The organism is Curtobacterium sp. DN_7.5 (assembly GCF_022655355.1).
Classification (GTDB): Bacteria; Actinomycetota; Actinomycetes; order Actinomycetales; family Microbacteriaceae; genus Curtobacterium; species Curtobacterium luteum.
The window spans coordinates 3,138,312-3,159,571 of the sequence record NZ_CP093378.1 but is presented as its reverse complement, the minus strand read 5'-3'; the positions used below and the strand labels follow the sequence as shown (position 1 = coordinate 3,159,571).

At 73.2% G+C, this 21,260-nt stretch carries 20 protein-coding genes; 12 read left to right on the top strand and 8 right to left on the bottom strand.

Annotated features, from left to right (window positions below):
- Window positions 1–17: 17 nt before the first annotated feature.
- From MON03_RS14675 to MON03_RS14650, 6 genes are all read left to right on the top strand, one after another.
- Entirely contained in the window at window positions 18–1,703 is a 1,686-nt protein-coding gene (locus MON03_RS14675) for an adenosylhomocysteinase (RefSeq protein WP_242089129.1), read from the top strand.
- Window positions 1,700–3,172: an amidohydrolase family protein gene (locus tag MON03_RS14670; RefSeq protein WP_022903491.1), complete on the top strand. Its 1,473-nt coding sequence runs from the start codon at window positions 1,700–1,702 to the stop codon at window positions 3,170–3,172. The genes MON03_RS14675 and MON03_RS14670 overlap by 4 nt, the downstream gene beginning before the upstream one ends.
- On the top strand, window positions 3,169–3,666 hold the full coding sequence (locus MON03_RS14665; protein WP_022903492.1) for a cupin domain-containing protein: 498 nt from the start codon (window positions 3,169–3,171) through the stop codon (window positions 3,664–3,666). The genes MON03_RS14670 and MON03_RS14665 overlap by 4 nt, the downstream gene beginning before the upstream one ends.
- A gap of 395 nt (window positions 3,667–4,061) precedes the next feature.
- A complete protein-coding gene (locus MON03_RS14660) occupies window positions 4,062–4,880 on the top strand; it encodes an ABC transporter substrate-binding protein (protein ID WP_242089127.1) in 819 nt (272 codons plus the stop codon).
- A 5-nt stretch (window positions 4,881–4,885) separates the two neighbouring features.
- The gene (locus MON03_RS14655; protein ID WP_022903494.1) at window positions 4,886–5,764 is read left to right on the top strand and encodes an amino acid ABC transporter permease; all 879 of its coding nucleotides are present in this window, start codon (window positions 4,886–4,888) and stop codon (window positions 5,762–5,764) included.
- A gap of 104 nt (window positions 5,765–5,868) precedes the next feature.
- Window positions 5,869–6,591 (top strand): amino acid ABC transporter ATP-binding protein, encoded by a 723-nt coding sequence (locus MON03_RS14650; protein WP_042726586.1) that lies wholly within the window; start codon window positions 5,869–5,871, stop codon window positions 6,589–6,591.
- A gap of 294 nt (window positions 6,592–6,885) precedes the next feature.
- Here the strand turns inward: MON03_RS14650 and MON03_RS14645 are convergent, their stop codons facing one another.
- Complete coding sequence (locus MON03_RS14645) at window positions 6,886–7,851, bottom strand: NAD(P)H-quinone oxidoreductase (RefSeq protein ID WP_242089125.1); 966 nt, start codon at window positions 7,849–7,851, stop codon at window positions 6,886–6,888.
- Between the two features lie 71 nt (window positions 7,852–7,922).
- On the opposite strand from MON03_RS14645, the gene MON03_RS14640 reads away from it, so the two are divergent.
- Window positions 7,923–8,396, top strand: coding sequence for a hypothetical protein (locus MON03_RS14640; protein ID WP_242089123.1), 474 nt, complete (start codon window positions 7,923–7,925; stop codon window positions 8,394–8,396).
- A 55-nt stretch (window positions 8,397–8,451) separates the two neighbouring features.
- Here MON03_RS14640 and MON03_RS14635 read toward each other — a convergent pair whose 3' ends face one another.
- On the bottom strand, window positions 8,452–9,327 hold the full coding sequence (locus MON03_RS14635; RefSeq protein ID WP_175327341.1) for an aldo/keto reductase: 876 nt from the start codon (window positions 9,325–9,327) through the stop codon (window positions 8,452–8,454).
- A gap of 313 nt (window positions 9,328–9,640) precedes the next feature.
- Between MON03_RS14635 and MON03_RS14630 the strand changes: the two genes are divergently transcribed.
- A complete protein-coding gene (locus tag MON03_RS14630; RefSeq protein WP_242089121.1) occupies window positions 9,641–11,569 on the top strand; it encodes a glycosyltransferase family 39 protein in 1,929 nt (642 codons plus the stop codon).
- Window positions 11,566–11,748 carry a hypothetical protein gene (locus MON03_RS14625; RefSeq protein ID WP_022903501.1) on the top strand — a complete coding sequence of 61 codons (183 nt, stop codon included), beginning with the start codon at window positions 11,566–11,568 and terminating at the stop codon, window positions 11,746–11,748. The genes MON03_RS14630 and MON03_RS14625 overlap by 4 nt, the downstream gene beginning before the upstream one ends.
- Window positions 11,749–11,872: 124 nt before the next feature.
- Here the strand turns inward: MON03_RS14625 and MON03_RS14620 are convergent, their stop codons facing one another.
- From MON03_RS14620 to MON03_RS14610, 3 genes are all read right to left on the bottom strand, one after another.
- Complete coding sequence (locus MON03_RS14620; RefSeq protein WP_242089120.1) at window positions 11,873–13,132, bottom strand: FAD-dependent oxidoreductase; 1,260 nt, start codon at window positions 13,130–13,132, stop codon at window positions 11,873–11,875.
- A 76-nt stretch (window positions 13,133–13,208) separates the two neighbouring features.
- Window positions 13,209–13,670, bottom strand: a complete 462-nt coding sequence (locus MON03_RS14615) for a DUF6264 family protein (protein ID WP_022903503.1) — start codon at window positions 13,668–13,670, stop codon at window positions 13,209–13,211.
- Between the two features lie 10 nt (window positions 13,671–13,680).
- The gene (locus tag MON03_RS14610; protein WP_242089119.1) at window positions 13,681–14,553 is read right to left on the bottom strand and encodes an HpcH/HpaI aldolase/citrate lyase family protein; all 873 of its coding nucleotides are present in this window, start codon (window positions 14,551–14,553) and stop codon (window positions 13,681–13,683) included.
- A 319-nt stretch (window positions 14,554–14,872) separates the two neighbouring features.
- On the opposite strand from MON03_RS14610, the gene MON03_RS14605 reads away from it, so the two are divergent.
- The 3 genes from MON03_RS14605 to MON03_RS14595 all read left to right on the top strand — a co-directional run bounded on the left by MON03_RS14605 (window position 14,873) and on the right by MON03_RS14595 (window position 19,570).
- Entirely contained in the window at window positions 14,873–18,571 is a 3,699-nt protein-coding gene (locus tag MON03_RS14605; protein WP_502798701.1) for an AAA family ATPase, read from the top strand.
- 159 nt (window positions 18,572–18,730) lie between these two features.
- Window positions 18,731–18,964 (top strand): hypothetical protein, encoded by a 234-nt coding sequence (locus MON03_RS14600; RefSeq protein ID WP_022903506.1) that lies wholly within the window; start codon window positions 18,731–18,733, stop codon window positions 18,962–18,964.
- Window positions 18,965–18,985: 21 nt separating this feature from the next.
- A complete protein-coding gene (locus tag MON03_RS14595; protein ID WP_242089117.1) occupies window positions 18,986–19,570 on the top strand; it encodes a CDP-alcohol phosphatidyltransferase family protein in 585 nt (194 codons plus the stop codon).
- A 176-nt stretch (window positions 19,571–19,746) separates the two neighbouring features.
- Here MON03_RS14595 and mscL read toward each other — a convergent pair whose 3' ends face one another.
- From mscL to MON03_RS14580, 3 genes are all read right to left on the bottom strand, one after another.
- Complete coding sequence (mscL, locus tag MON03_RS14590) at window positions 19,747–20,250, bottom strand: large conductance mechanosensitive channel protein MscL (protein WP_022903508.1); 504 nt, start codon at window positions 20,248–20,250, stop codon at window positions 19,747–19,749.
- 62 nt (window positions 20,251–20,312) lie between these two features.
- On the bottom strand, window positions 20,313–20,651 hold the full coding sequence (locus MON03_RS14585) for an FmdB family zinc ribbon protein (protein WP_242089116.1): 339 nt from the start codon (window positions 20,649–20,651) through the stop codon (window positions 20,313–20,315).
- 1 nt (window position 20,652) lies between these two features.
- The gene (locus tag MON03_RS14580) at window positions 20,653–21,237 is read right to left on the bottom strand and encodes a 5-formyltetrahydrofolate cyclo-ligase (RefSeq protein WP_022903509.1); all 585 of its coding nucleotides are present in this window, start codon (window positions 21,235–21,237) and stop codon (window positions 20,653–20,655) included.
- Between the last annotated feature and the right edge of the window lie 23 nt (window positions 21,238–21,260).

The window sequence follows — 21,260 nt, the reverse complement described above, 5'->3', positions numbered from 1 at the left end:
CGCTCTACGATGTCCCCATGCCGCAGCGACCCGACCCCGCCCGGGCCGCCTGGGCCTCCGCCGCGGTCCGTCGCTTCGCCGCGGCCACGAACCTGCTCGTCGCCGCACGCCGGTTCCGCATCGTGGGAGGCGACCCAGCCGACGTCGCCGTGCTCCACGCCCTGCTGACCGGTCTCGGCGCCCGGCCGGCGGGAGAACAGGAACCCGTCGACCACCTCTGGTGCCTCGGCGACCCGGCCGAGACCACGCCCGCGATCGAACGCGAGGCCGACCGACCCCGCGGTGCCGCGCTCGTCGTGGTCGACGCCGGCCGCCACGTCCCCGCCGTCGACGAGGACGCCTTCGGGCCGGTCGCCCCCGTCCGGCCCGGCGTGCTCGGGGTCCCGCTGCTGTCCGACGACGTGCACCTGGTGTCGACCGGGCGCGACCCGGAGACCGATCCCGCCGCCGAGGCCCGCGTCCGCTGGGCACGCCGCTGGATGCCCGTGTGCCGCTCGGTCGCCGGCGAGCTCGGGGCCGGCGGGCTCCTCCGCGGCAGCCGGATCGCGGTCGCCATGGTGCTCGAGCCGAAGACCGCGGTGCTCGCCCTGCTGCTCCGCGACGCCGGGGCCGAGGTCGTCGTCTACGCCCACGGCGACGAGACCGACGACGCCGTCGCCGATGTCCTGCGCGCTGCCGGCCTGCGGGTCTTCGCCCGCGCGGGCGTGACCCTCGCGGAGCAGAAGGAGCTCGCGCTGGCGATGCTCGACACGGCGCCGCACATCGTCCTCGACGACGGCGCGCACGTCATCCGGCTCGTGCACCAGGAGCGCCCGGACCTCCTCCCGACGATGCTCGGAGCCGCGGAGGAGACCACGAGCGGCCTCCGACCCCTGCGCGCGATGGCCGAGCGCGGCACCCTCGGGATCCCGGTCGTCGCCGTGAACGACGCCCGCACCAAGACCTTCTTCGACAACCGGTACGGCACCGGACAGTCCACCGTGTTCGCGACGCTCGACCTGGTCGACCGGCTCGCGTCCGGCGCGCACCGGGTCCGCCCGGGAGGCACGGCCGTCGTCGCCGGGTTCGGTCCGGTCGGCGAGGGGGTCGCGATGGTCCTCCGCGCGCTCGGCTTCGGGGTCGTGGTCGCCGAGATCGACCCGGTCCGCTCGCTGCAGGCCGTCTTCGCCGGCCACGCCGTCGCACCGCTGGTCGACGCCGTCCGCGACGCCGACCTCGTGGTCAGCGCGACCGGTGTGCGGGACACGATCTCGCTCGAGGTCCTCCGGGCGGCCGCGGCGGGCGCGGTCGTGTCGGTCGCGGGCGGCGTCGAGCAGGAGGTCGCGGTGGACGACGCCCTCGCCGCCGGAGCCGTCCCCACCGCCGAGGCCGCGGCGGTCGAGCGCTTCACGTTCCCGGACGGGCACCACGTCGTCGTGCTCGACCGCGGCGGCTGCATCAACGTCACCGCCGCCGAGGGCAACCCGGTGGAGATCATGGACCTCTCCTTCGCGGCGCAGCTCGGCGCCGTGCGGATGCTCCTCGAGCGGGGCGACGAGCTCGACCGTGGCGTCGTGCCGATCGACCCCGCGGTGGACGACGCGACCGCCCGCGCGGCGCTCGCCGCGTTCGGGAGCCGAGCCGCGCCTCCCGGCCGTGTCGCCGAGCAGCCGGCGGACCGCGAGCCCGACGTCCGGACGCACCGCTTCGGGGACCCGTCGTGAGCGGCGTCGTCGTCCACGCAGCCCGGGTCGTCGTCCCGATGACGGCGCCGCCGATCGCGGACGGCGCCGTCGCGGTCCGCGACGGCCGGATCCTCCACGTCGGCGACCGCACGTGGGTCGTCGACCAACTGTCGGCGAACGGTGTGCCGTTCACCGAGCGACGGTGGCGCGGCGCGCTCCTGCCCGGCCTCGTCAACGCGCACACCCACTTGCAGTACACCGGCATGGCCAGTGTCGGCCGCGGTCAGTACGGGGGATTCGAGGACTGGGCCGCAGCGTTCAACACCGACTACGCCCAGCCGCACGACTGGGCCGCCGAAGCCGCGGCGGGGGCACGGGCATCGCTGGCCGCCGGTGTCACGAGCGTCGCGGACGTGGTGACGGACATCGAGGCCGCCACCGCGCTCGAGGACCACGGACTCGGCGGGATCGCCTACTGGGAGGTGATGGACTGGGAGAACGCGGCCTGGCAGGAGCACGGGCGCGACCAGGTGCTCGGCGAGCTCGCCCGCATCCCGGCGGCGCCCGGCGCGGGGTTGTCCCCGCACGCCCCGTACTCGCTCGAGGTCGCGCCGCTCCTGGAACTGCCGGACATCGTGCGGCAGCGCGGACTCCGCCTGCACCTGCACCTCGGCGAGGCCGCGTTCGAGGGGGAGCGGACCGCGCTCGAACCCGTCCCCGGGCTCGACGGCGTCGTCGGCGTGGGGCACGGAGCGGACTGGCACCTCGCGAACGTGCCGTCCTTCCGCGCGATGCGGGCCCTGGGCTTCGGCGCGAGCGCGACCTCGTTCGTCGACCGGCTCGGCGTGCTCGGGCCGGACTGCCACATCGCGCACGGGGTGTACATGACCGCGGCCGACCGGGCACTGCTGCGCGCCCGGGGCACGGCCGTCGCGCTCTGCCCGAGGTCGAACGCGGTCATCGGACTCGACCCGCCGCCCGTCGCCGACTACCTCCGCGAGGGCAGCCCGATCGCCATCGGCACCGACTCGCTGTCCTCGTCGCCGTCGCTCGACCTGATGGCCGACGTCACCGCGCTGCACCGCATCGCCCGGGCGCAGGGGTACCGCGGCCACGACCTGCACGAGCGGCTCCTCGCGGCGGCGACCCTCGGCGGCGCCCACGCGATGGGGCTCGCGGTCGGGCCGGACCGCACCGGGCACCTCGCCGTCGGTGCCCGGGCGGACCTCGCGGTCTTCGACGTCGACGCGCGCACGGTGCCGGACGCGCTCGCCGAACTGGTGGAGGACGGCTCCGGACGGGCCGTCGCCACGATCGTGCGCGGTCGGGTCCGGGCGCTGGACGGCGCCGTCGTCGAGCCGGCCACGTCGCACGACTCCCGATCGTCCGGTCGCTCGTCCGGTCCCTCGCCCGACCCGTCGTCCGACCATCCGTCAGACCGGTCGCCCCACCCGTCGCCCCACCCGTCATCCCGCCCGTCGTCCGCCCACTTGGAGGAACCCGCATGACCGAGACCGCACCCCGACCCGGCATGGCCGCCCGACGCAGCGTGGACGGCGAGCTCGTCGAGTGGCTCGACGTCCCGAAGCGCGCCGTGGCCCTCGGCATGGAACCGCACCCCGAGGGCGGCTGGTACGTCCGGACGTGGACCTCGCCGGCGACGGTGTCGACCCCGGCCGGTGACCGTCCCGCGGCCACGCTCATCCACTTCCTGCTCCCGCCGGGCGAGGCCTCGGCCTGGCACCGCGTGGTCAACGACGAGATCTGGATGTGGCACGGGCCCGACGCGGTGGAGCTCCAGCTCGGGGGCGACGGGGACGAGCCGGTGCCCGGCGCGACGATCACGCTCGGACCCGATGCCGGGCGCGACCGGGTGAACGACGCGCAGGCGTTCGTCCGCGGTGGCGTCTGGCAGCGGACGCTCCCGCAGGACGGCGAGGTGCTGCTGAGCTGCCTCGTGTCGCCCGGGTTCTCGTTCGAGGACTTCTCGCTGGCCGACTGAGGCGGCTCGCGGCGGCGGCCGGCCGGCATCGGCGTGCCTCGCGGCCCCGGACAGCATCGGCGCGCGCCTCGCGGCCCCGCTGGCAGCATTGCCGGGGCGGGTGACGGACGCCGTTGTCCGCCACCCGCCGCCGGAGCAACGTGCTGCGGGACCGATCATGCACGAAGAACACGCCGGCGAGGCCGTCGTGACCGATTCGTGTCCATCGATTGCGGCTTTCGCACCGCGCCGCACCGAGCCGCATCCGGCTCGGACCCGGATCGCTTCCGGCCCGGACCCGTCTCGCATCCGGCTCCCGTCCGCCACCGTGACGGAGCGGGTCGCGCTGACTCGCGGTGGTGTACCAGTTCCGCGTACGATCTGATCGCCCCCACCCCTCGAGCGAAGGCCCGCCCGTGACCCGATCCCTCCGCCTCACCCTCGCCGTCGCCACCGCAGCCGTCGCCGCGCTCGCCCTGAGCGCCTGCTCGGCCGGCAGCAGCAGCGCCGACGGCACCGTCACGGACGGCAAGCTGACGATCGCGACCGGCCAGCCGGCGTACGCGCCGTGGGTGGAGGACGACAAGCCGCAGTCCGGCAAGGGGTTCGAGGCCGCCGTCGCCTACGCGGTCGCGAAGGAGATGGGCTACGCGAAGTCCGACGTCGTCTGGAAGCGCAGCACGTTCGACAGCGCGATCGCACCGGGCCCGAAGGACTGGGACCTCAACATCCAGCAGTTCTCGATCGACGCCAAGCGCAAGAAGGCGGTCGACATGTCGACCGCGTACTACACGACGACCCAGGCCGTCGTGACGACGAAGTCCTCGAAGGCCGCCGACGCCACCACGATCAGCGCCCTGAAGCAGGACGCGATCGGCGTCGCGGCGGGGTCGACGAGCATCCAGAGCGTCAAGGACGTCCTCGGCGTCACCCCGCAGGTGTTCAACTCGAACGACGACGCGGTGCTCGCCCTCGAGTCCGGCCAGATCGACGCGATCGTCACCGACCTGCCGACCGCGTTCTACATGGCCTCCGCGCAGCTCGACGACGGCGCGGTCTCGGCCCAGTTCCCGGCCGACGGCTCGGGCGACCAGTTCGGCTTCGTGCTGCCGAAGGGCTCCGCACTGACGAGCAAGGTCGACACCGCGCTCGGGAAGCTCGAGGACGACGGCACCCTGGAGCGCCTGCAGACGAAGTGGCTCTCGTCCGAGACCGGCACCCCGGTCCTGAAGTAGCGCGCGTGACCGTCCCCGCAGGCGCCGGCACCCCCGTGGTCGCCGGTGCGCCGAGTCAGGTGGAGCTGGAGCGGCGCCGGTACCGCCGGCAGCGCGGACGCCGCTCGACCGCCGTGTCGATCGTGTCGACGCTCGTCGTCGTGGCGCTGCTCTACTTCGGTGTGGTCAACACCCCGGGCTGGGCCGCCGTCCAGCAGTCGTTCTTCGACCCGCAGACCGCCGTCGAGTCGTTCCCCGCGATCCTCGCCGGACTGTGGCTGAACGTCCGGATCCTGTTCTTCGCGAGCATCGGCGTCGCGGTGTTCGGCACGCTCCTCGCCGTCGTCCGGGGCCTGCGGAGCCCGGTGTTCTTCCCGCTCCGGGTACTGGCCACCGGGTACACGGACCTGTTCCGCGGGCTCCCGCTCATCATCGTGCTGTACCTCGTGGGCTACGGCATCCCCGGACTCGGGGTGTTCCCACGGCTCCCCGCGGAGTTCTGGGGCACGATCGCGATCGTGCTGACGTACTCGTCGTACGTCGCGGAGGTCCTGCGCGCCGGCATGGAGGCGGTGCACCCCTCGCAGCGCCTCGCCGCCCGGTCGCTCGGCCTCTCGCACGCGAAGACCCTGCGTCTCGTCGTGCTGCCGCAGGCGATCCGCAAGGTCACCCCAGCGCTCATGAACGACTTCGTCTCGATGCAGAAGGACGTCGGGCTGGTCTCGATCCTCGGCGCCGTCGACGCGGTCCGGTCGGCGCAGATCGCGCAAGCGGAGAGCTACAACTTCACGCCGTACTTCGTCGCGGGTCTGCTGTTCGTGGTCATCAGCCTGCCGCTGATCCGGGTCACCGACGCGATCGCGCGCCGGCAGCAGCAGCGCGAGCAGATCGGGGGCACGGTGTGAGCGACGTCGCACGGAACGGTGGCAGCGGGGCGGGCGCGGGTCGCGCCTCCAGGCAGGACGACGGCCAGGAGGCACGGCGCAAGCCGCCGACGTCGGCTCCGGTCCTGGAGCTGCGCGGCCTGCGCAAGTCGTTCGGCGAGCACGAGGTCCTCCGCGGCATCGACCTGACGGTGCACCGCCACGAGGTCATCTGCGTCATCGGGGCGTCCGGCTCCGGGAAGTCGACGCTCCTCAAGACGGTGAACCTCCTCGAGGGGATCGACGACGGCGAGGTCCTGCTCCAGGGCACCGACATCGCCGACCCGCGGACCGACGTCGACGCCACGCGTGCGCGGATCGGTGTCGTCTTCCAGCAGTTCAACCTCTTCCCGCACATGAGCGTGCTCGACAACGTGACCCTCGCGTCGCGGCGGGTGCACGGCATCGGACGGGCTGAAGCCGAGGCGACGGCGAAGCGCCTGCTCGACCGCATCGGCCTCGCGGACTTCGCCGGCGCCTACCCGGACCGGCTCTCCGGTGGCCAGCAGCAGCGCGTCGCGATCGTCCGGGCCATCGCCTCCGACCCCGAGCTGCTCCTGCTCGACGAGGTCACGAGCGCCCTCGACCCGATGCTCGTCGGGGAGGTGCTCGACCTCGTCACCGAGCTGAAGCGACAGGGCTCGACGATCCTGATGACGACGCACGAGATGTCCTTCGCGCGGAACGTGGCCGACCGGATCGTGTTCCTGCACCGGGGCGAGGTCGTCGAGCAGGGCGCACCGGCCGACGTCCTCGACCGTCCGACGCACCCGGCGCTCGTCGAGTTCCTCGCCCGCGTGCACGCCTGACCCCGGACGGCACGGTCCGCACCGCACGCGATCCGTTCGTGCGAGGCGGTGCCGTTCGCTTCCGCACCGCACGCGATCCGTTCGTGCGAGGCGGTGCCGTTCGCTTCCGCACAACCAAAGTCGTCCCGAACCGCGGGGCGCCGTGGTTCGGGACGACTTTGGTTGTGCGCAGGGCGTGCCGGCGTGCCGGCGTGCCGGCGTGCCGGCGTGCCTGAGTGCCGGCGCGGCGGCGCGGCGGGGGCGAGTGGGGCGTCCGGGGCGGGTTCCGGGAGTGCGCGCAGCGCGACCTGCCGGTCAGGGCGTCAGCAGCACCTTGCCGATGAGCTCGCCGTCGGCCATCCGGCGGTGTGCCTCCGCGGCCTCGGCGAGCGGCAGGACCGAGTCCACGACCGGACGGACGCGACCGTCCTCGACGAACGGCCAGACGTCGGCGCGGACGGCGGCGACGATCGCGGCCTTCTCGTCGAGCGGTCGGGCGCGCAGGGTCGTCGCGCTGATCGTCGCGCGCTTCGCCATCATCGCGCCGAGGTCGAGTTCGCCGACCCGGCCGCTGCTCGACGAGATCACCGCGACGTGCCCGTTCGGCGCGAGGGCTTCGAGGTTCCGACCGAGGTAGTCGGCACCCACGACGTCGAGCACCACGTCGACGCCGCGACCGCCGGTGTACTCGCGGACGGCGGCGACGAAGTCCTCGGTGCGGTGGTCGATCGCGAGGTCCGCGCCGAGGTCCCGTGACGCCTGGACCTTCCGTGCGCCACCGCTCGTCGTGATCACCGTCGCGCCGAGGGCCTTGGCCCACAGGACGGCATGCGAGCCCATCCCGCCGGTCCCGCCGTGCACGAGGAGGGTCTGCCCAGGACGGAGTCCGGCCAGCATCCCGACGTTCGAGAACACCGTGCAGGCGGCTTCGGGCAGCGCAGCCGCGGAGACGAGGTCGAGCGACTCCGGCACGGGCAGCACCTGCGTCGCCGGCACGACCGCGAGGGAGGCGTAGCCGCCCCCGGCCAGCAGAGCGCAGACGCGGTCGCCGACCGACCAGTCGGTGACGCCGGGCCCGAGTGCGCGGACGGTGCCCGAGACCTCCAGCCCGAGGATCGGGGAAGCGCCGGGCGGCGGCGGGTAGTTCCCGGCGACCTGCTGGCGGTCGGCGTTGTTCACCCCGGCGGCAGTGACCTCGACGAGGACCTCGCCGGCACCGGGCTCCGGGTCGGGCAGTTCGCGCAGGGTCAGGGTGCCGTCGTCGTGTGAGATCGCTCGCATGTCCTCGACGGTACGCTCGGACGCGGTCCGCACCCACGGGGGCGTGCGGACGTCGAAGGGGGAAACGCAGCATGCGCAAGCACATCACGACCATCACGACCATCACGACCGCGGTGATCGCCGTCACACTCCTCGCCGGCTGCTCCGGCGGGGGGTCGGGGGACGGGGGCGGTGGGGCGGCGACGGACACCGCCGCCACGAAGACCGCGCAGGCAGCGCCGTCGCAGACGAAGCAGGAAGCGTGCGACCAACTCGAGGACGCACTGCGGTCGTTCGTCAGCGAGCAGATGTCCACGTCGGCACCGGCTGACCCGAAGAGTCGCGCCGAGGTCGTCGACGGCTTCACCGACCGGATCGACGCCGCACTCCCGAAGGTCGGCAACGCCGAGGTCAAGACCGACTTCGAGGCGTTCACGAAGGCGGCGAAGGGCTACGCGGACGCGCTCGAGAGCAGCGGCAGCACGACGTCCGACGCGGTCACGGCCGCAGAGGCGAAGGTCCAGCAGTCCCTCACCGCGATCTCGGCGGACTGCCCCGCGAAGTGAGACGCGGGGCCGACGACGCACAGCATCGTCGGCCCCGCGCCCGGATCGGGATCGGTCAGGCTGCCGGCTGTGCGGCGTCGAGCCGTGCGACCTCCTCGGGTCGCAGCTTCACCGTCGCGGCGGTCACCGAGTCCAGGATCGACTGCGGTCGCGACGCCCCGGGGATCGGGATCACCACGTCGCTCTTCGCCAACTCCCACGCGAGTGCGACGACCTGCGGGCTCACGCCGTGGTCCCGGGCGACGGTCGCGAAGTCCTCGGAGGCGGTGCCGAGGTCAGCCGCGTTCGTGATGCCGCCGAGCGGACTCCAGGGCAGGAACGCGATGCCGAGTTCGTCGCACAGTTCGAGCTCCGGCTCGCTCGACCGGAAGCGCGGCGAGTACTGGTTCTGGACCGAGACCAGTCGGCCGCCGAGGACCTCGTTGGCGGTCCTGATCTGGTCGGGGTCGGCGTTCGAGATGCCCGCCATCCGGATCACGCCCTCGTCGAGGAGGTCCGCGAGGGCACCGACCGAGTCCGCGTACGGGACGGCCGGGTCCGGACGGTGGAACTGGTACAGGCCGATCGCCTCGACGCCGAGGCGCTTCGCCGATGCCTTCGCCGCCTCCTTGAGGTACTCCGGGTTGCCGTTCTGCGCCCAGGCGCCGGGCTCGGGGCGCAGGTGGCCGCCCTTCGTCGCGATGAGGACGTCGTCGGTCGCGCCGTGGAACTCGCGGACCGCCTTGGCGATGAGGGACTCGTTGTGGCCGACCTCGTCGTGCGCGGCGAGGTGGTAGGCGTCGGCGGTGTCGATGAGGGTGACGCCGGCCTCGAGCGCGGCGTGGATCGTGGCGACCGCCTGGCGCTCGTCGGGTCGGCCCTCGATGGACATCGGCATGCCGCCGAGGCCGATCGCGCTGACGGACTGGTCTCCGATGACTCGTTGCTTCATCGGCCCAGCATGCTCCGGGACTCCGGCTGCGCGTCCAGCGCGTGCTCGGCGCGGTGACCGATCGCTTAGGGCAGCCACAGCGACGACAGGGGGACCCTGGATGTGCCGTCCGCACGCTGGTCGGATGACCACTCCAGCGCCGCACGCGTCCCCGAGCGTGCTCACCGGACCCTCGACCGGACCACGGACACCCCGCGGCCTAAGGCGGCTGGTCGTCGACGGCCTCGTCCGACTCGTCCGGGGTCGCAGTACCACGGCGGCGTGGGAGCGTCCGGCGTTCCTCGGGCTCCTGCTCCTGACCGGCGTGCTCTACGTGGCGAACCTCGGGGTGAACGGGTGGGCCAACGCGTTCTACTCGGCGGCCGTGCAGGCCGGGAGCCAGAGCTGGGAGGCCTTCTTCTACGGATCGTCCGACGCGGCGAACGCGATCACCGTCGACAAGCCGCCAGCGTTCCTCTGGGTGATCGGCATCTCCGTGCGCCTGTTCGGGCTGAACTCCTGGGCGATCCTCGTGCCGCAGGCCCTGATGGGTGTGGCGTCGGTGGCGATCCTGTACCGGACCGTGCGGCGGCGCTTCTCGGCGGGGTCCGCCCTCGTCGCCGGGGCGGTGCTCGCGACCACACCGGTCGCGACCCTGATGTTCCGCTACGACAACCCGGACGCGCTGCTCGTGCTGCTCACCGTCGGGGCGATCGCGCTGACGCTCCGCGGGGTCGAGTCCGGCCGGATGCGGTGGGTGGTCTGGGCCGGGGTGCTCATCGGGTTCGGCTTCCTGACGAAGCAGCTCCAGGCGTTCCTCGTCCTGCCCCCGCTGGTCGGGGTGTACCTCGTCGCATCGCCCCGTCCGTTCGCCCGACGCCTCGGGCACCTGGTGGCGGCAGCCGTCGCGGTCGTCGTGTCGGCGGGGTGGTGGGTCGCCATCGTCGAGCTCGTCCCGGCATCGGCGCGACCGTACGTGGGCGGGTCCCAGACGAACAGCTTCCTCGAGCTCACCTTCGGCTACAACGGGCTCGGTCGGGTCACGGGCGACGAGACCGGCAGCGTCGTCCCGGGTGGTGGCACCACGACGGGAGCGGGTTCCTGGGGGTCGACCGGGCTGACCCGGTTGTTCGGCTCCGAGTTCGCCTCGCAGATCACCTGGCTCCTGCCGACGGCGCTGGTGCTGCTCGTCGTCTCGCTCGTCCTCGTGGGCCTGCGCCGACGCACCGATCCACGTCTGGCGACGGTCCTGGTGCTCGGGGGGTCGCTCCTCGTCACGGGCCTCGTGTTCAGCTTCATGGGCGGGATCTTCCATCCGTACTACACGGTCGCGCTCGCTCCGTACATCGCCGGCCTCGTCGGCATCGGCGCAGGGCTCCTCCGGGCCCGCAGCGGAGCGTTGGCCTGGCGCATCGTGGCCGCGGTCGTCGTGGCGGGCACCGGGGCGTGGGCGTTCGAGCTGCTCGCGGACGTGTCGTCCTGGCAGCCGTGGATCCGCTGGGTCGTCCTCGCCGCGACGGCCGTCGGGACGGTCCTCGTGCTCCTGCCGCCGCGGGGCAGGCTCCGCTCCGGGGCGACGGTCGCCGTGGTCCTCGTGGCCGCGCTCCTCGGACCGACGGCCTTCTCGGTGCAGACGACGACGGTCGCGCACACCGGGGCACTGCCGTCGGCCGGTCCCCAGACCACCCGGACCGGCCCCGGTGGCGGCGGCCCGGGCGGGCAGGCGGGCGGCACGGGCGGCCAGGCGGGCGGCCCGGGCACCCAGGGGGGTGGACAGGGCAACGCGGTCGGGCCGGGGAACGCCTCGAACGGCAGTGCCACCACGACCGGCGGACAGGCCGGCGCGCCGGGAGCCACGGCCGGCGGTCAGGCCGCAGCGCCCGGTGGCGGCGGCGCTTCCCTCCTCGGTGGTTCCACCGCGGTGTCGGACGAGGTCGTGTCCCTGCTGACCGCCGACTCCGGCGAGTACACCTGGGTGGCCGCGACGGTCGGGTCGAACAGCGCGGCGAGCTACCAGTTGGCCAGCCGCGACCCGGTGATGGCCATCGGCGGGTACAACGGCACCGACCCGGCACCGACGCTCGCCGCGTTCAAGGCCCTCGTCGCCGCGGGCAAGGTGCACTGGTTCATCGCGGGGTCCACCGGCGGGGGCACCAGCAGCTCGGGGACGAGCGCCGAGCAGATCACGGCGTGGGTCACCGCCCACTTCGCGTCCCGGTCGGTGGACGGCGTCACCCTCTACGACCTGACGAGCGCGTCGTGACCGCCCGGACTGCCCAGCACGGGTCCAACCTCGGGGGCGGGTCAGGATCCGGGGCCGCCGAGCAGCGGGGCGTCGGGCGCGGCGGTGCTCCGGGACGTCGCGCCGACCGAGCGGCGGCCCGCGCCGAACCGGCTCCGACGACCAGCACCTCGGCGATCGTGGTGCTCGGCTACGACTGAGCCGCCGAGGCGTCGGTGCAGGACGACGTCCTCGTTGTCGCACGACAGCGGCGACGTCGTGTCACAGCGGCACGGCCGCCGGCGCACGGCCGCCGGAGCACCGCCGCCGGAGCAGCCACCGCGATCAGCGCCGCGCCCACCCCGGCGCGTGTTCCGGCAACGGCCCGAACGCGATCCCGCGCGCGTACAGCCCGCGCACCGGGGGCACGTACCGCGCGAGCAGCACCGGCAGCAACGGCGGCCCGTCCTGCAACCTCCCGGCGAACGCCCGCTCGAACACGACCCGGTGCAGCACCGCCTGCGCTGCCTGGACGACCACCGCGGGCGGCGTGCGGCGGCGCTGCACCCGAGCGAGGTCGTGGTCGAGTGCGGCACCACGCCGACCTGCCCGCAGCGCCGGCGCGAGCACGGCCGCGGTCGCGACGGCGTCCTGGACGGCGAGGTTGATGCCGACCCCGCCCGCCGGGGACATCGCGTGCGCGGCGTCCCCGATGCAGAGCAGGCCCGGTCGCCACCACCGCCGCAGCCGGTCCATCCGGACGTCGAGCACGTGCACGTCGTCCATCGAGCCGATGGCGCCCACCCGGTCCGCGAAGTCCGGCCGGAGTCGTGCGACGCGGACACGGAACGCCTCCACGCCCTCGGCCCGGAGCCGCGCGTCCGAACCCTTCGGCGCGAAGTAGGCGACCTGGTGGTAGTCCGGCCGCGGGAAGCTCAGCAGCACGTCGTGCCCGGTGAAGGCGGGGACGAGCGCGCTCGCCGTGTCGCCCTCGTGCCGCGGCAGCCGGAACCACCACGTGTCGAACGGCACCGGGGTCGCGGCGGGCCGGAGTCCGGCAGCGGCGCGGAGCGTCGAGCCCCGTCCGTCGCAGGCGACCACCACGTCGGCCCGCAGTTCGGTGCGCTCGCCCGGGTCGCTGCCGTCGTCGTGCCGTGGAGCGAGGTGCACCCCGGCCACCACGCCGTTCTCCACGATCAGCCCGGTCGCGGCCGCACCCATCGTGATCGCGAACGACGGCTCCGCCCGGGCCGCGGTGACGAGCATGTCGAGGAGGTCCCACTGCGGCACCATCGCGACGTGGTCGTACGGCGGGGTCAGCCGGGAGAAGTCGCCGAGCAGGAGCCGGGAGCCGTCGGGCATCGGCAGCGAGAAGTCGTCGAGGCGGGACTGCGGCAGCGCCCGGAACGCGTCGCCGAGCCCGAGTTCGTCGAGCAGCCGGATGGTGGAAGCGTGGACGGTGTCGCCCCGGAAGTCACGGTTGAAGTCGTCGTGGCGTTCGACGACCTCGACGTCGAGACCGGCGCGAGCGAGCAGCAGCCCGAGGACGACGCCCGCGGGGCCGCCGCCCACCACCGCCGCGGTGGTCCGCCGTGTGGTCACCATGGTGCGGACGCTACGCCCGGCGACGGACACCCGGCCGGGAGGCGCGGTGCCGTCCCGGTGCGCCGGCTGCGGCCCGTCAGGCGGTCCCGACGGACGAGGACCCGGTCGTCGCGTCGGCGGCCTGCGTGAACACGACCCCGCCCCAGGTGAGGCAGGCGACCGCGAGGACGAACCCGATCGCGGCGATCCACCAGGAGGACCGTCGTCGGAGCCAGGCACGGACCGCGAGCACGACCGTCAGGACGCCGACGACGAAGGACCCGCCGACCGCGATCGCCACGCCCCCGACGTAGCCGCCCGGGGTGCAGCCGGCCGCGGCGTCGCAGGACACCGTCGCCGAGACCACCGCGATCACGCCGACGACCGCCGCGACGACGGTCATCAGGGCGCCGAACGCGAGCAGGAGCACCGTCGACACCCGGTCGGCGATGCGTCCCGCGGGGAACAGGGTCGTCCCGCCACGCTCCCACGTCGCGGCGCGCTGCTGCTCGCCGGGAGTGGGCGCCGGCGGCCCTCCGGGCACGTTCGACCAGGTCATGGCACCAGTCCTACCGCGCCTCGACGCCGAACGCCTGGGCGAGCTTCTGGATCTTCTGCGCCCGGCCGAGGCGCGGCAGGTCCGAACCGTCGCGGATGACGCGGCCGCGGGCCTCGAAGTCGTCGAGGAAGTCCTGTGCCCACGCGACGTCCGTCGGGGTGGGGGAGATGACCTCGTTGATGACGGGGAGCTGCTCGGTGTCGAGGCAGAGCTTGCCCGTCAGGCCGAGCGACACCGCGATCTGCGACTGCTCGCGGAGGATGGCGTGTGCCGACCCGACGGTCGGGCCGTCGATCGGGCCTGGGAGGTCCCCGACGCGCGAGGCGACGACGAGCCGGGACCGCGGGTACGCCATCGCGAGGGTGTCCGCACTCGTGCCGGTGTCGCGGCGGTAGTCGCCGGAGCCGAAGGCGAGCCGGAACGCCCCCTGTGCCTTCGCGATGCTCGTCGCCTCCTCGATGCCGAGTGCCGACTCGACGAGTGCGATCACCGGGGTCTGCCCGCCGAGCCGGTGCCACGTGTCGGTGACCTGTGCGGGCGACTCGGTCTTCGCGAGCATGACGCCCTGCAGCCCGGGGAGCCCTCGGAGCTCCTCGACGTCGTCGGCCCAGAAGTCGGTCGTGACGTCGTTGATGCGCACCCAGGCCTCGCCGCCGCCCGCGAGCCAGGCGGCCACGGTCGCACGGGCACCCGGCTTCGCCGCGGGGTCGACCGCGTCCTCGATGTCGAGGATGATCTGGTCCGCCCGCGACCGCTGCGCCCGGTCGAACCGGTCCGCGTGGTTGCCGGAGACGAGGAGCCACGACCTCGAGATGTCCGGAGCCACCACCCGACGACGGGACGGAGCGGGGGCGTGCGGAGCGGTTCGGTCGTCGATGGCCATGTCCACGTTGGTACCACACCGTGACCTCCGGCCCGCGTGTCTCGGGCGGTGAATCCGGAAACCTCCGGTTCATTGCAGGAGGCTGGGTCCGGTTCCGCCTACAGTGTCCGATGTGTGGCGAGCGGACAGGGTGACCGACGGTGGGGACGACGTGAACGACGACGTCCCCGTCGAGGGTGCCGACGCGCGCCCGCAAGACGAGCAGCAGGAGTCGGACGCGGCACCCGGGCATGACCGGGCGGCGCCCGGGCGTGACGGCCGGACGACCGGTGTCGGTCGACCCGTCGAGGGAGCCGACGCGGATGCGCCGGACCGGACCCTGCGACCGGAACTGCAGCTCACGAGCCCGCAGGCGATCAGTCTCGGCGATCCGCGCCTCCAGGCCGGCAACGCGGCGGAGCCCGCGTGGGACGCATGGCGGAAGCAGCTCACCGGGGTCGGCGGGACCAGCCCGCTCACGCACTTCTCCGACCACCCGCGCGCACGCATCGAGCTGTCGACGACGCACCCGGGCGGTCTCGCACAGTTCATCACGGGCAAGACGACCCTCCTGTCGAGCCTGATCCGCGACGAGGTCGCCCTCCGCGCGGCCCGCATCGCCGCCGCGCACGTCGAGGCGAAGGGCACCGAGCTCGCGACGGTGCGCGGCATCGACGCCGTGAAGCTCGGCATCGGCATGGCCGACTGGAAGCACGGCGACGAGCAGTTCCGCGGTCCGGTGCTGCTCCGACCGCTCGCGATCCGCCGTCACGGGCGCGACTTCGAGGTCCGGCTGCTCGGTGAGCCCGTGCTCAACCCGGGCCTGGCCGACGCGCTCCACGAGCAGTACGGCGTCATCCTCGATGCGCAGTCCTTCGTGGCGCTGGCGCAGCAGGACGGCTCGTTCACGCCGAACCCCGTCATCGACCGGCTCCGCGGCCTGACTGCGCACATCCCGTGCTTCTCCGTGCACGCCCGGCTCGTCGTGTCGACGTTCGCCGAGGTCGCCACCGGCATGGTCGAGGACACCGGCGACCTGTCGCACCCGGTGCTCGACGCCCTCGCCGGCAACCCGAGCGCGAAGTGGCAGGTCGAGCAGTCCTACCGGCCGGTCGAGCAGACGCCGTCCGACGAGCGCAGCCCCGAGACGGACACCCTCCTCCTCGACGCCGACGACGAGCAGGAGAACGTGATCGCCCAGATCACGGCCGGCAACTCGATCGTGGTGAAGACCCTGCCGGGCACCGGTGGCACGCAGACGATCGTCAACGCGCTCGGCGGCCTCGTCGCCGCGAACAAGCGCGTGCTCGTGGTGAGCCCGCGCCGCGCGACCCTGCGCGGGATCGCCGCCCGCTTCGGCGAGGTGCAGCTGCCCGGGGTCGCGGTCACGCCGGCGACGCTGCGCCGCGACGTCGTCCGGGGCATCGCGCGCAACGAGAAGGCCCAGCGCCCGAACCTCCGCGAGGTCGACGACGCGCTCGTCCGGCTCCGCAAGGTCCTCATCGACTACCGCGGTGCGCTCACGCGCGTGGATCCGTCGTTCCGGGTGTCCGTGCTCGACTGCCTGGTCGAGCTCTCGCGACTCTCGCTCCTGCCGGTGCCGCCGTCGACGACCGCCAGGCTGTCGAAGGCGTCGGTCGCGTCGATGGTGGAGGGGCGCTCCCGCGTCGCCGAGACCATGGTCAGCGCGGCGAACCTGGGCGAGTTCCGCTACGGCCCCGACGACTCGCCCTGGTACGGCGCGAAGTTCGCCTCGAGCGACGGTGCGCAGCGGGCGCACAAGACCGCGAAGGACCTCGACACCGACGGCCTGCCCACGCTGCTCCGCCGCGCGCACGACCTCGTCGCGACCACCCACATGCGGCAGTTCACGACGATCAACGAGCTGGGCATCTACCTCCGCCTGCTCACCGAGATCCGGGACACCCTCGACCGCTTCCTGCCCGTCGTCTTCGACCGCTCGGTGTCCGAGCTCGTCGCCGCGACCGCCCCGCGCGGTGAGGGCGCACCCATGTCGTCGACCAACCGCCGGCGCCTGAAGAAGCTCGCGCGCGAGTACGTCCGCCCGGGCGTGCACGTGTCCGACCTGCACGAGGCCCTGACCCGCGTGCAGCAGCAGCGCGTCCTCTGGCAGCGCTACGTCGCGGCCGGTGTGAACCCCGAGGTGCCCACGGGCATCGCGGACGTGCAGGTGCTCTTCTCGAACGTCGTCGAGGACCTCGCGCGCCTCGACGAGCCCCTGGGGCGCACCGCCCGCGAGGACCAGCTCGCGAACCTCCCGGTCGACCAGCTCGTCCCGACGGTCCACGAGCTCGCCGCCGAGTCCGACGTCCTGCACAACCTGCAGGAGCGGACCGAGCTCATGCAGACACTCCGCGACCTGCAGCTCGAGCCGCTCATCACCGACCTCGCGAACCGGCACGTGCCGGACACCCAGGTGCCCGCCGAGCTGGAGCTCGCATGGTGGCAGTCCGCCCTCGAGTCGATGCTCGAGTCGGACCGGGCGCTCCTCGGCGCGAACACCGACATGCTCGACCGGGTGGAGGCCGACTTCCGACTCGTCGACGACGCCCACGCGGCCGGCGTCTCGCAGGGCCTCGCGTGGCAGCTCGCCGAGAACTGGAAGGTCGGACTCGTCGACTGGCCGGACGAGGCCAGCGCGCTGAAGACGCAGCTCAAGGACGGCGCGATCACCTCGCGGCTGCTGCAGGACTCGGCCCCGCACCTGTCCCGGTCGATCGCGCCCGTGTGGCTCGCGAGCCCGTACGAGGTGGCCGAGATCGCCGACACGATGCCGTTCGACACGGTGATCCTCGTCGACGCCGGTGCCGTGACGATCGCCGAGACGGTCGGTGCGGTCCGCCGTGCCCGCCAGACGGTCGTGTTCGGTGACCCGGTGACGCAGACGCCCTCGCCGTTCCGCATCGCCGTGGACCCCGACCACCGTGCGCTCCAGGTCGACGAGCAGACCCTCGATGCCTTCCACGCCGACTCGGCGCTGGCGAAGCTGTCGACCCTCCTGCCGACGCTGTCGCTCACCCGCTCGTACCGGGCCGGTGGCGAGGACCTCGCCGAGCTCGTGAACCGCCGCTTCTACGGCGGCCGGATCGAGTCGCTGCCCTGGGCCGGTTCGTTCCTCGGGCACGGATCGATCGCGCTCGACTACGTCAGCGACGGCAAGGCCGTGCCGGACCCCGACTCCGGCGCCGTCGAGAGCGTCGACGCCGAAGTGGACCGCGTCGTGCGGCTCGTCATGGAGCACGCGCGCACCCGCCCCACCGAGTCGCTCATGGTCATCACCGCGTCCGCGAAGCACGCCGTCCGCGTCGAGCAGGCCGTGCTCACCGCGGCCCAGGGGCACAAGGACCTCACCGAGTTCGTCATCGGCGACCGCGCCGAGCCGTTCATCGTCGCCACCCTCGAGCAGTCGGTCGCGCAGAGCCGCGACCGGGTGGTCTTCTCGATCGGCTACGGCCGGACCCCGCACGGTCGTGTCCTCCGCGACTTCGGTCCGCTCGGGAAGCCCGGCGGGGAGCGCCTGCTCGCGGTCGCGATGACCCGCGCCCGCCGATCGATGGTCATCGTCACGTGCTTCCAGCCGTCGGACATCGAGGCCGAGCGGATGGGCCACGGCACCGTCGCGCTCGCGGAGATCCTCGCCGAGGTGCGCGCCCGCACCAGCGCCGAGTACGTGCCGGACGACTCCGACCCGCTGCTCGTGGACCTCGCCCGCCGGCTCGAGATGCGCGGCATCCCGGTCGCGCTCGGCCACCGCGGCAAGCTCGGGCTCGTCGCGGCCCACGGCGGGGTGTGCGTCACCATCGAGACCGACGCATCGCTCGTGAAGGGCTCGCTGCGCGAGTCGCTGCGGCTCCGGCCCGAGGTGCTCCGGCGGCTCGGGTGGCACTACGTGCGCGTGCACGCGTTCCAGCTGTTCTCCGACCCGGACCGGGTGGCCGACACCGTTGCAGCGGTGCTCGGCGTCGACCGCGGTGCCACGCAGGAGATCTCGATCCCACCGATCCCCGCCCGCCGATGAGCACGCACGATCGCCGTCCCAGCGTGCCCACGACGGGCCCCGCCCGCCGATGAGCACGCACGATCGCCATCCCCGCGTGCCCACGACGGGCCCCGCCCGCCGATGAGCCGTCGGGCGAGCCGGCCCGCGGGGCCGGTCACGCCCGGGACGGACCAACTGGTGGGGGCGTGGACGCGAGCCGACGACGTGTCGGCTGCCGCGCCTCCCGTCCGTCCCGCGGCCACCGCGGACGACGCGACCGACGAGCAGCCGGGAGGCACGCCCCGCCGCCGCAGGCGCGTCACCACCCAGCCGGTGCCGGGCTACGACCCGGCCGCGCCGCCGGAACCGGCGCGGCACCGCGACGGGGAGAACGACGAGCAGCTCCGACGGGACGTCCCACCGCACTGGTGAGGCCGGGTAGCCTTGCACGCGATGACTGACACCGCGCGACAGCGCCCCGACTGGCAGACGTGGCCGAACCTCATCACGCTGTTCCGCCTGCTGCTGATCCCGGTGTTCGTCGGGCTCGTCGTCGCCCGTCACCCCGGCTGGGCGCTCGTGTCGCTCGTCGTCATCGGGGTGAGCGACTGGGCGGACGGCTTCATCGCCCGCCGCTACGACCAGGGCTCGAAGCTCGGCAAGGCCATCGACCCCGTCGCCGACCGGCTCGCGATCATCGCGATCGTGCTGGCACTCGTCCTCACCGGGCTGCTGCCGCTGTTCGTCGTGATCGTCGTCGTCGCGGTCGACCTGGTGCTCGTGGTGCTCTCGAGCGTGCTGTTCCACGGCAACCCGGACCTCGACGTCACGTGGACGGGCAAGATCCGCTCGGCGCTGCTCTTCGTCGGCCTGCCCGTGCTGCTCTTCTCAGCGGTGCACACCGTCGACGAGAACGCGCCGTGGGTGCGGTCCGTCGCCCTCGTGTTCGTGTACCTCGGGACCGTCGGGCACGTGCTCGCGGGGGCGCAGTACGCCGTCGCGATGGTCCGGAAGCGTCGCGCGGTCGCCGCAGCCTGAGCCGCCGCGCGGCGGGCGCCAGGCGACTCGACGGGCGGGTACGCGCCTCGGTGCCGTTCGTCTGCGCACAACCAAAGTCCGTCCGAACCACGTGCAAGGGTGGTTCGGACGGACTTTGGTTGTGCGGTGCGGTGCGGTGCGGAGCGGAGCGGTGCGGTGCTCCGCAGGCGCACCCGCTACAGCTTCGTCGAGCCGGCGATCCCCGGGCCCTCGGGAGCGTCGGACGGCGCCACGTGGGCTCCACCGCCGGCCGGCAGCGCGGCACCGCCCTGGGAACGGAGCAGGTCGCGGATCTCGAGCAGCACCTCGACGTCCGTCGGCGGGACGTCCTGCGGCGTCTGCTCCTCGTTCTTCTTGACCCGCTCGAACGCCACCTTCTTGAGGTGGTTCACCGGGAGGACGAGCGCGAAGTACACGACAGCCGCGACGATGACGAAGTTGATGACGGCGCCGATGACCGCGCCGAACAGGAGGGTCGCCGGCTTGCCCCCGGCCACGGTCGGGATGTCGACCTTGAGCGCGTCGTCGAGGCTCGACGCGTTGAACACCGCGCCGATCGCCGGGTTGATGATCGAGTTGACGATGACGGTGACGATCGCGGTGAACGCGGCGCCGATGACGACTGCGACGGCCAGGTCGATGACGTTGCCGCGGAGCAGGAACTCCTTGAAGCCCTTCACGTGGGCCTCCTTCCGGGTCGGGGTCGATGGACCCCAACGCTACCGAGGAGGGCGAGCGTTCGTCAGGACGCGGCCGGCTTCTTCGACTCGGACTTCGCCGGAGCGCTCGACGACGAGCCGGACGACGACGAGCCGGAGGAGCCGGACGACGACGAGCCGGAGGAGCCGGACGACGACGAGCCGGAGTCGGACGAACCGCCGCCGGAGCCGCTGCCCGCAGGCTTCGCCCGCGAGTCCGTGCGGTAGAACCCGCCGCCGTTGAACGTCACGCCGACGGGCGAGAACACCTTGCGGAGCGCTCCGCCGCACACCGGGCACTCGGTGAGGGCGTCGTCCGAGAAGGACTGCTTGATGTCGAAGGCGTTGTCGCACTCGGTGCAGCGGTACGAGTAGGTGGGCACGCTAGCTCCGGAAGGTGATGATGCGCGACGGCGTGATGATGCCGTCGACGGGTTCGTCGTGGGGCTCGCGCGGGACCTCGTCGAGGTACTCCGCGTCGAAGATCACAGCATAGACGGGCGGACGGTTCGCCATGGACCCGAGGGTCTTGTCGTAGTAGCCGCGACCCCAGCCCATCCGGACGCCGTCGTGCCCGACCGCCGCAGCCGGGGCGAGGATCGCGTCGACGTCACCGAGCGCGAGCGGGGAGAGCACCTCGCCGACGACCTCCGGCATCCCGAACAGGCCCTCCCGCTCCGAGGCCCCGTCGCCGACCGCCCAGTCGAGCAGGCCGTCCTCGCGGGTGATCGGCAGGAGGACGCGGATGCCCCGCTCGTGCGCCCAGTCGAGGAACGGCCGGACGTCCGGCTCGTCGGGGGCGGAGAGGTACAGCGCGATGGACTCGACCTGCCGTTCCTCCACGAAGCGCTGGAGCGTCCCGGTGAGGGCGGCCCTGTCGGCGTCGCGTTCGGTGGTGGTCCTGGTGCGCCGTCGCTGCCGGAGCTCGGCCCGCAGCGCACGCTTCTCGACACCTCGGTCGGGGATCATGCCGGGGAGTCTACCGAGGGCCC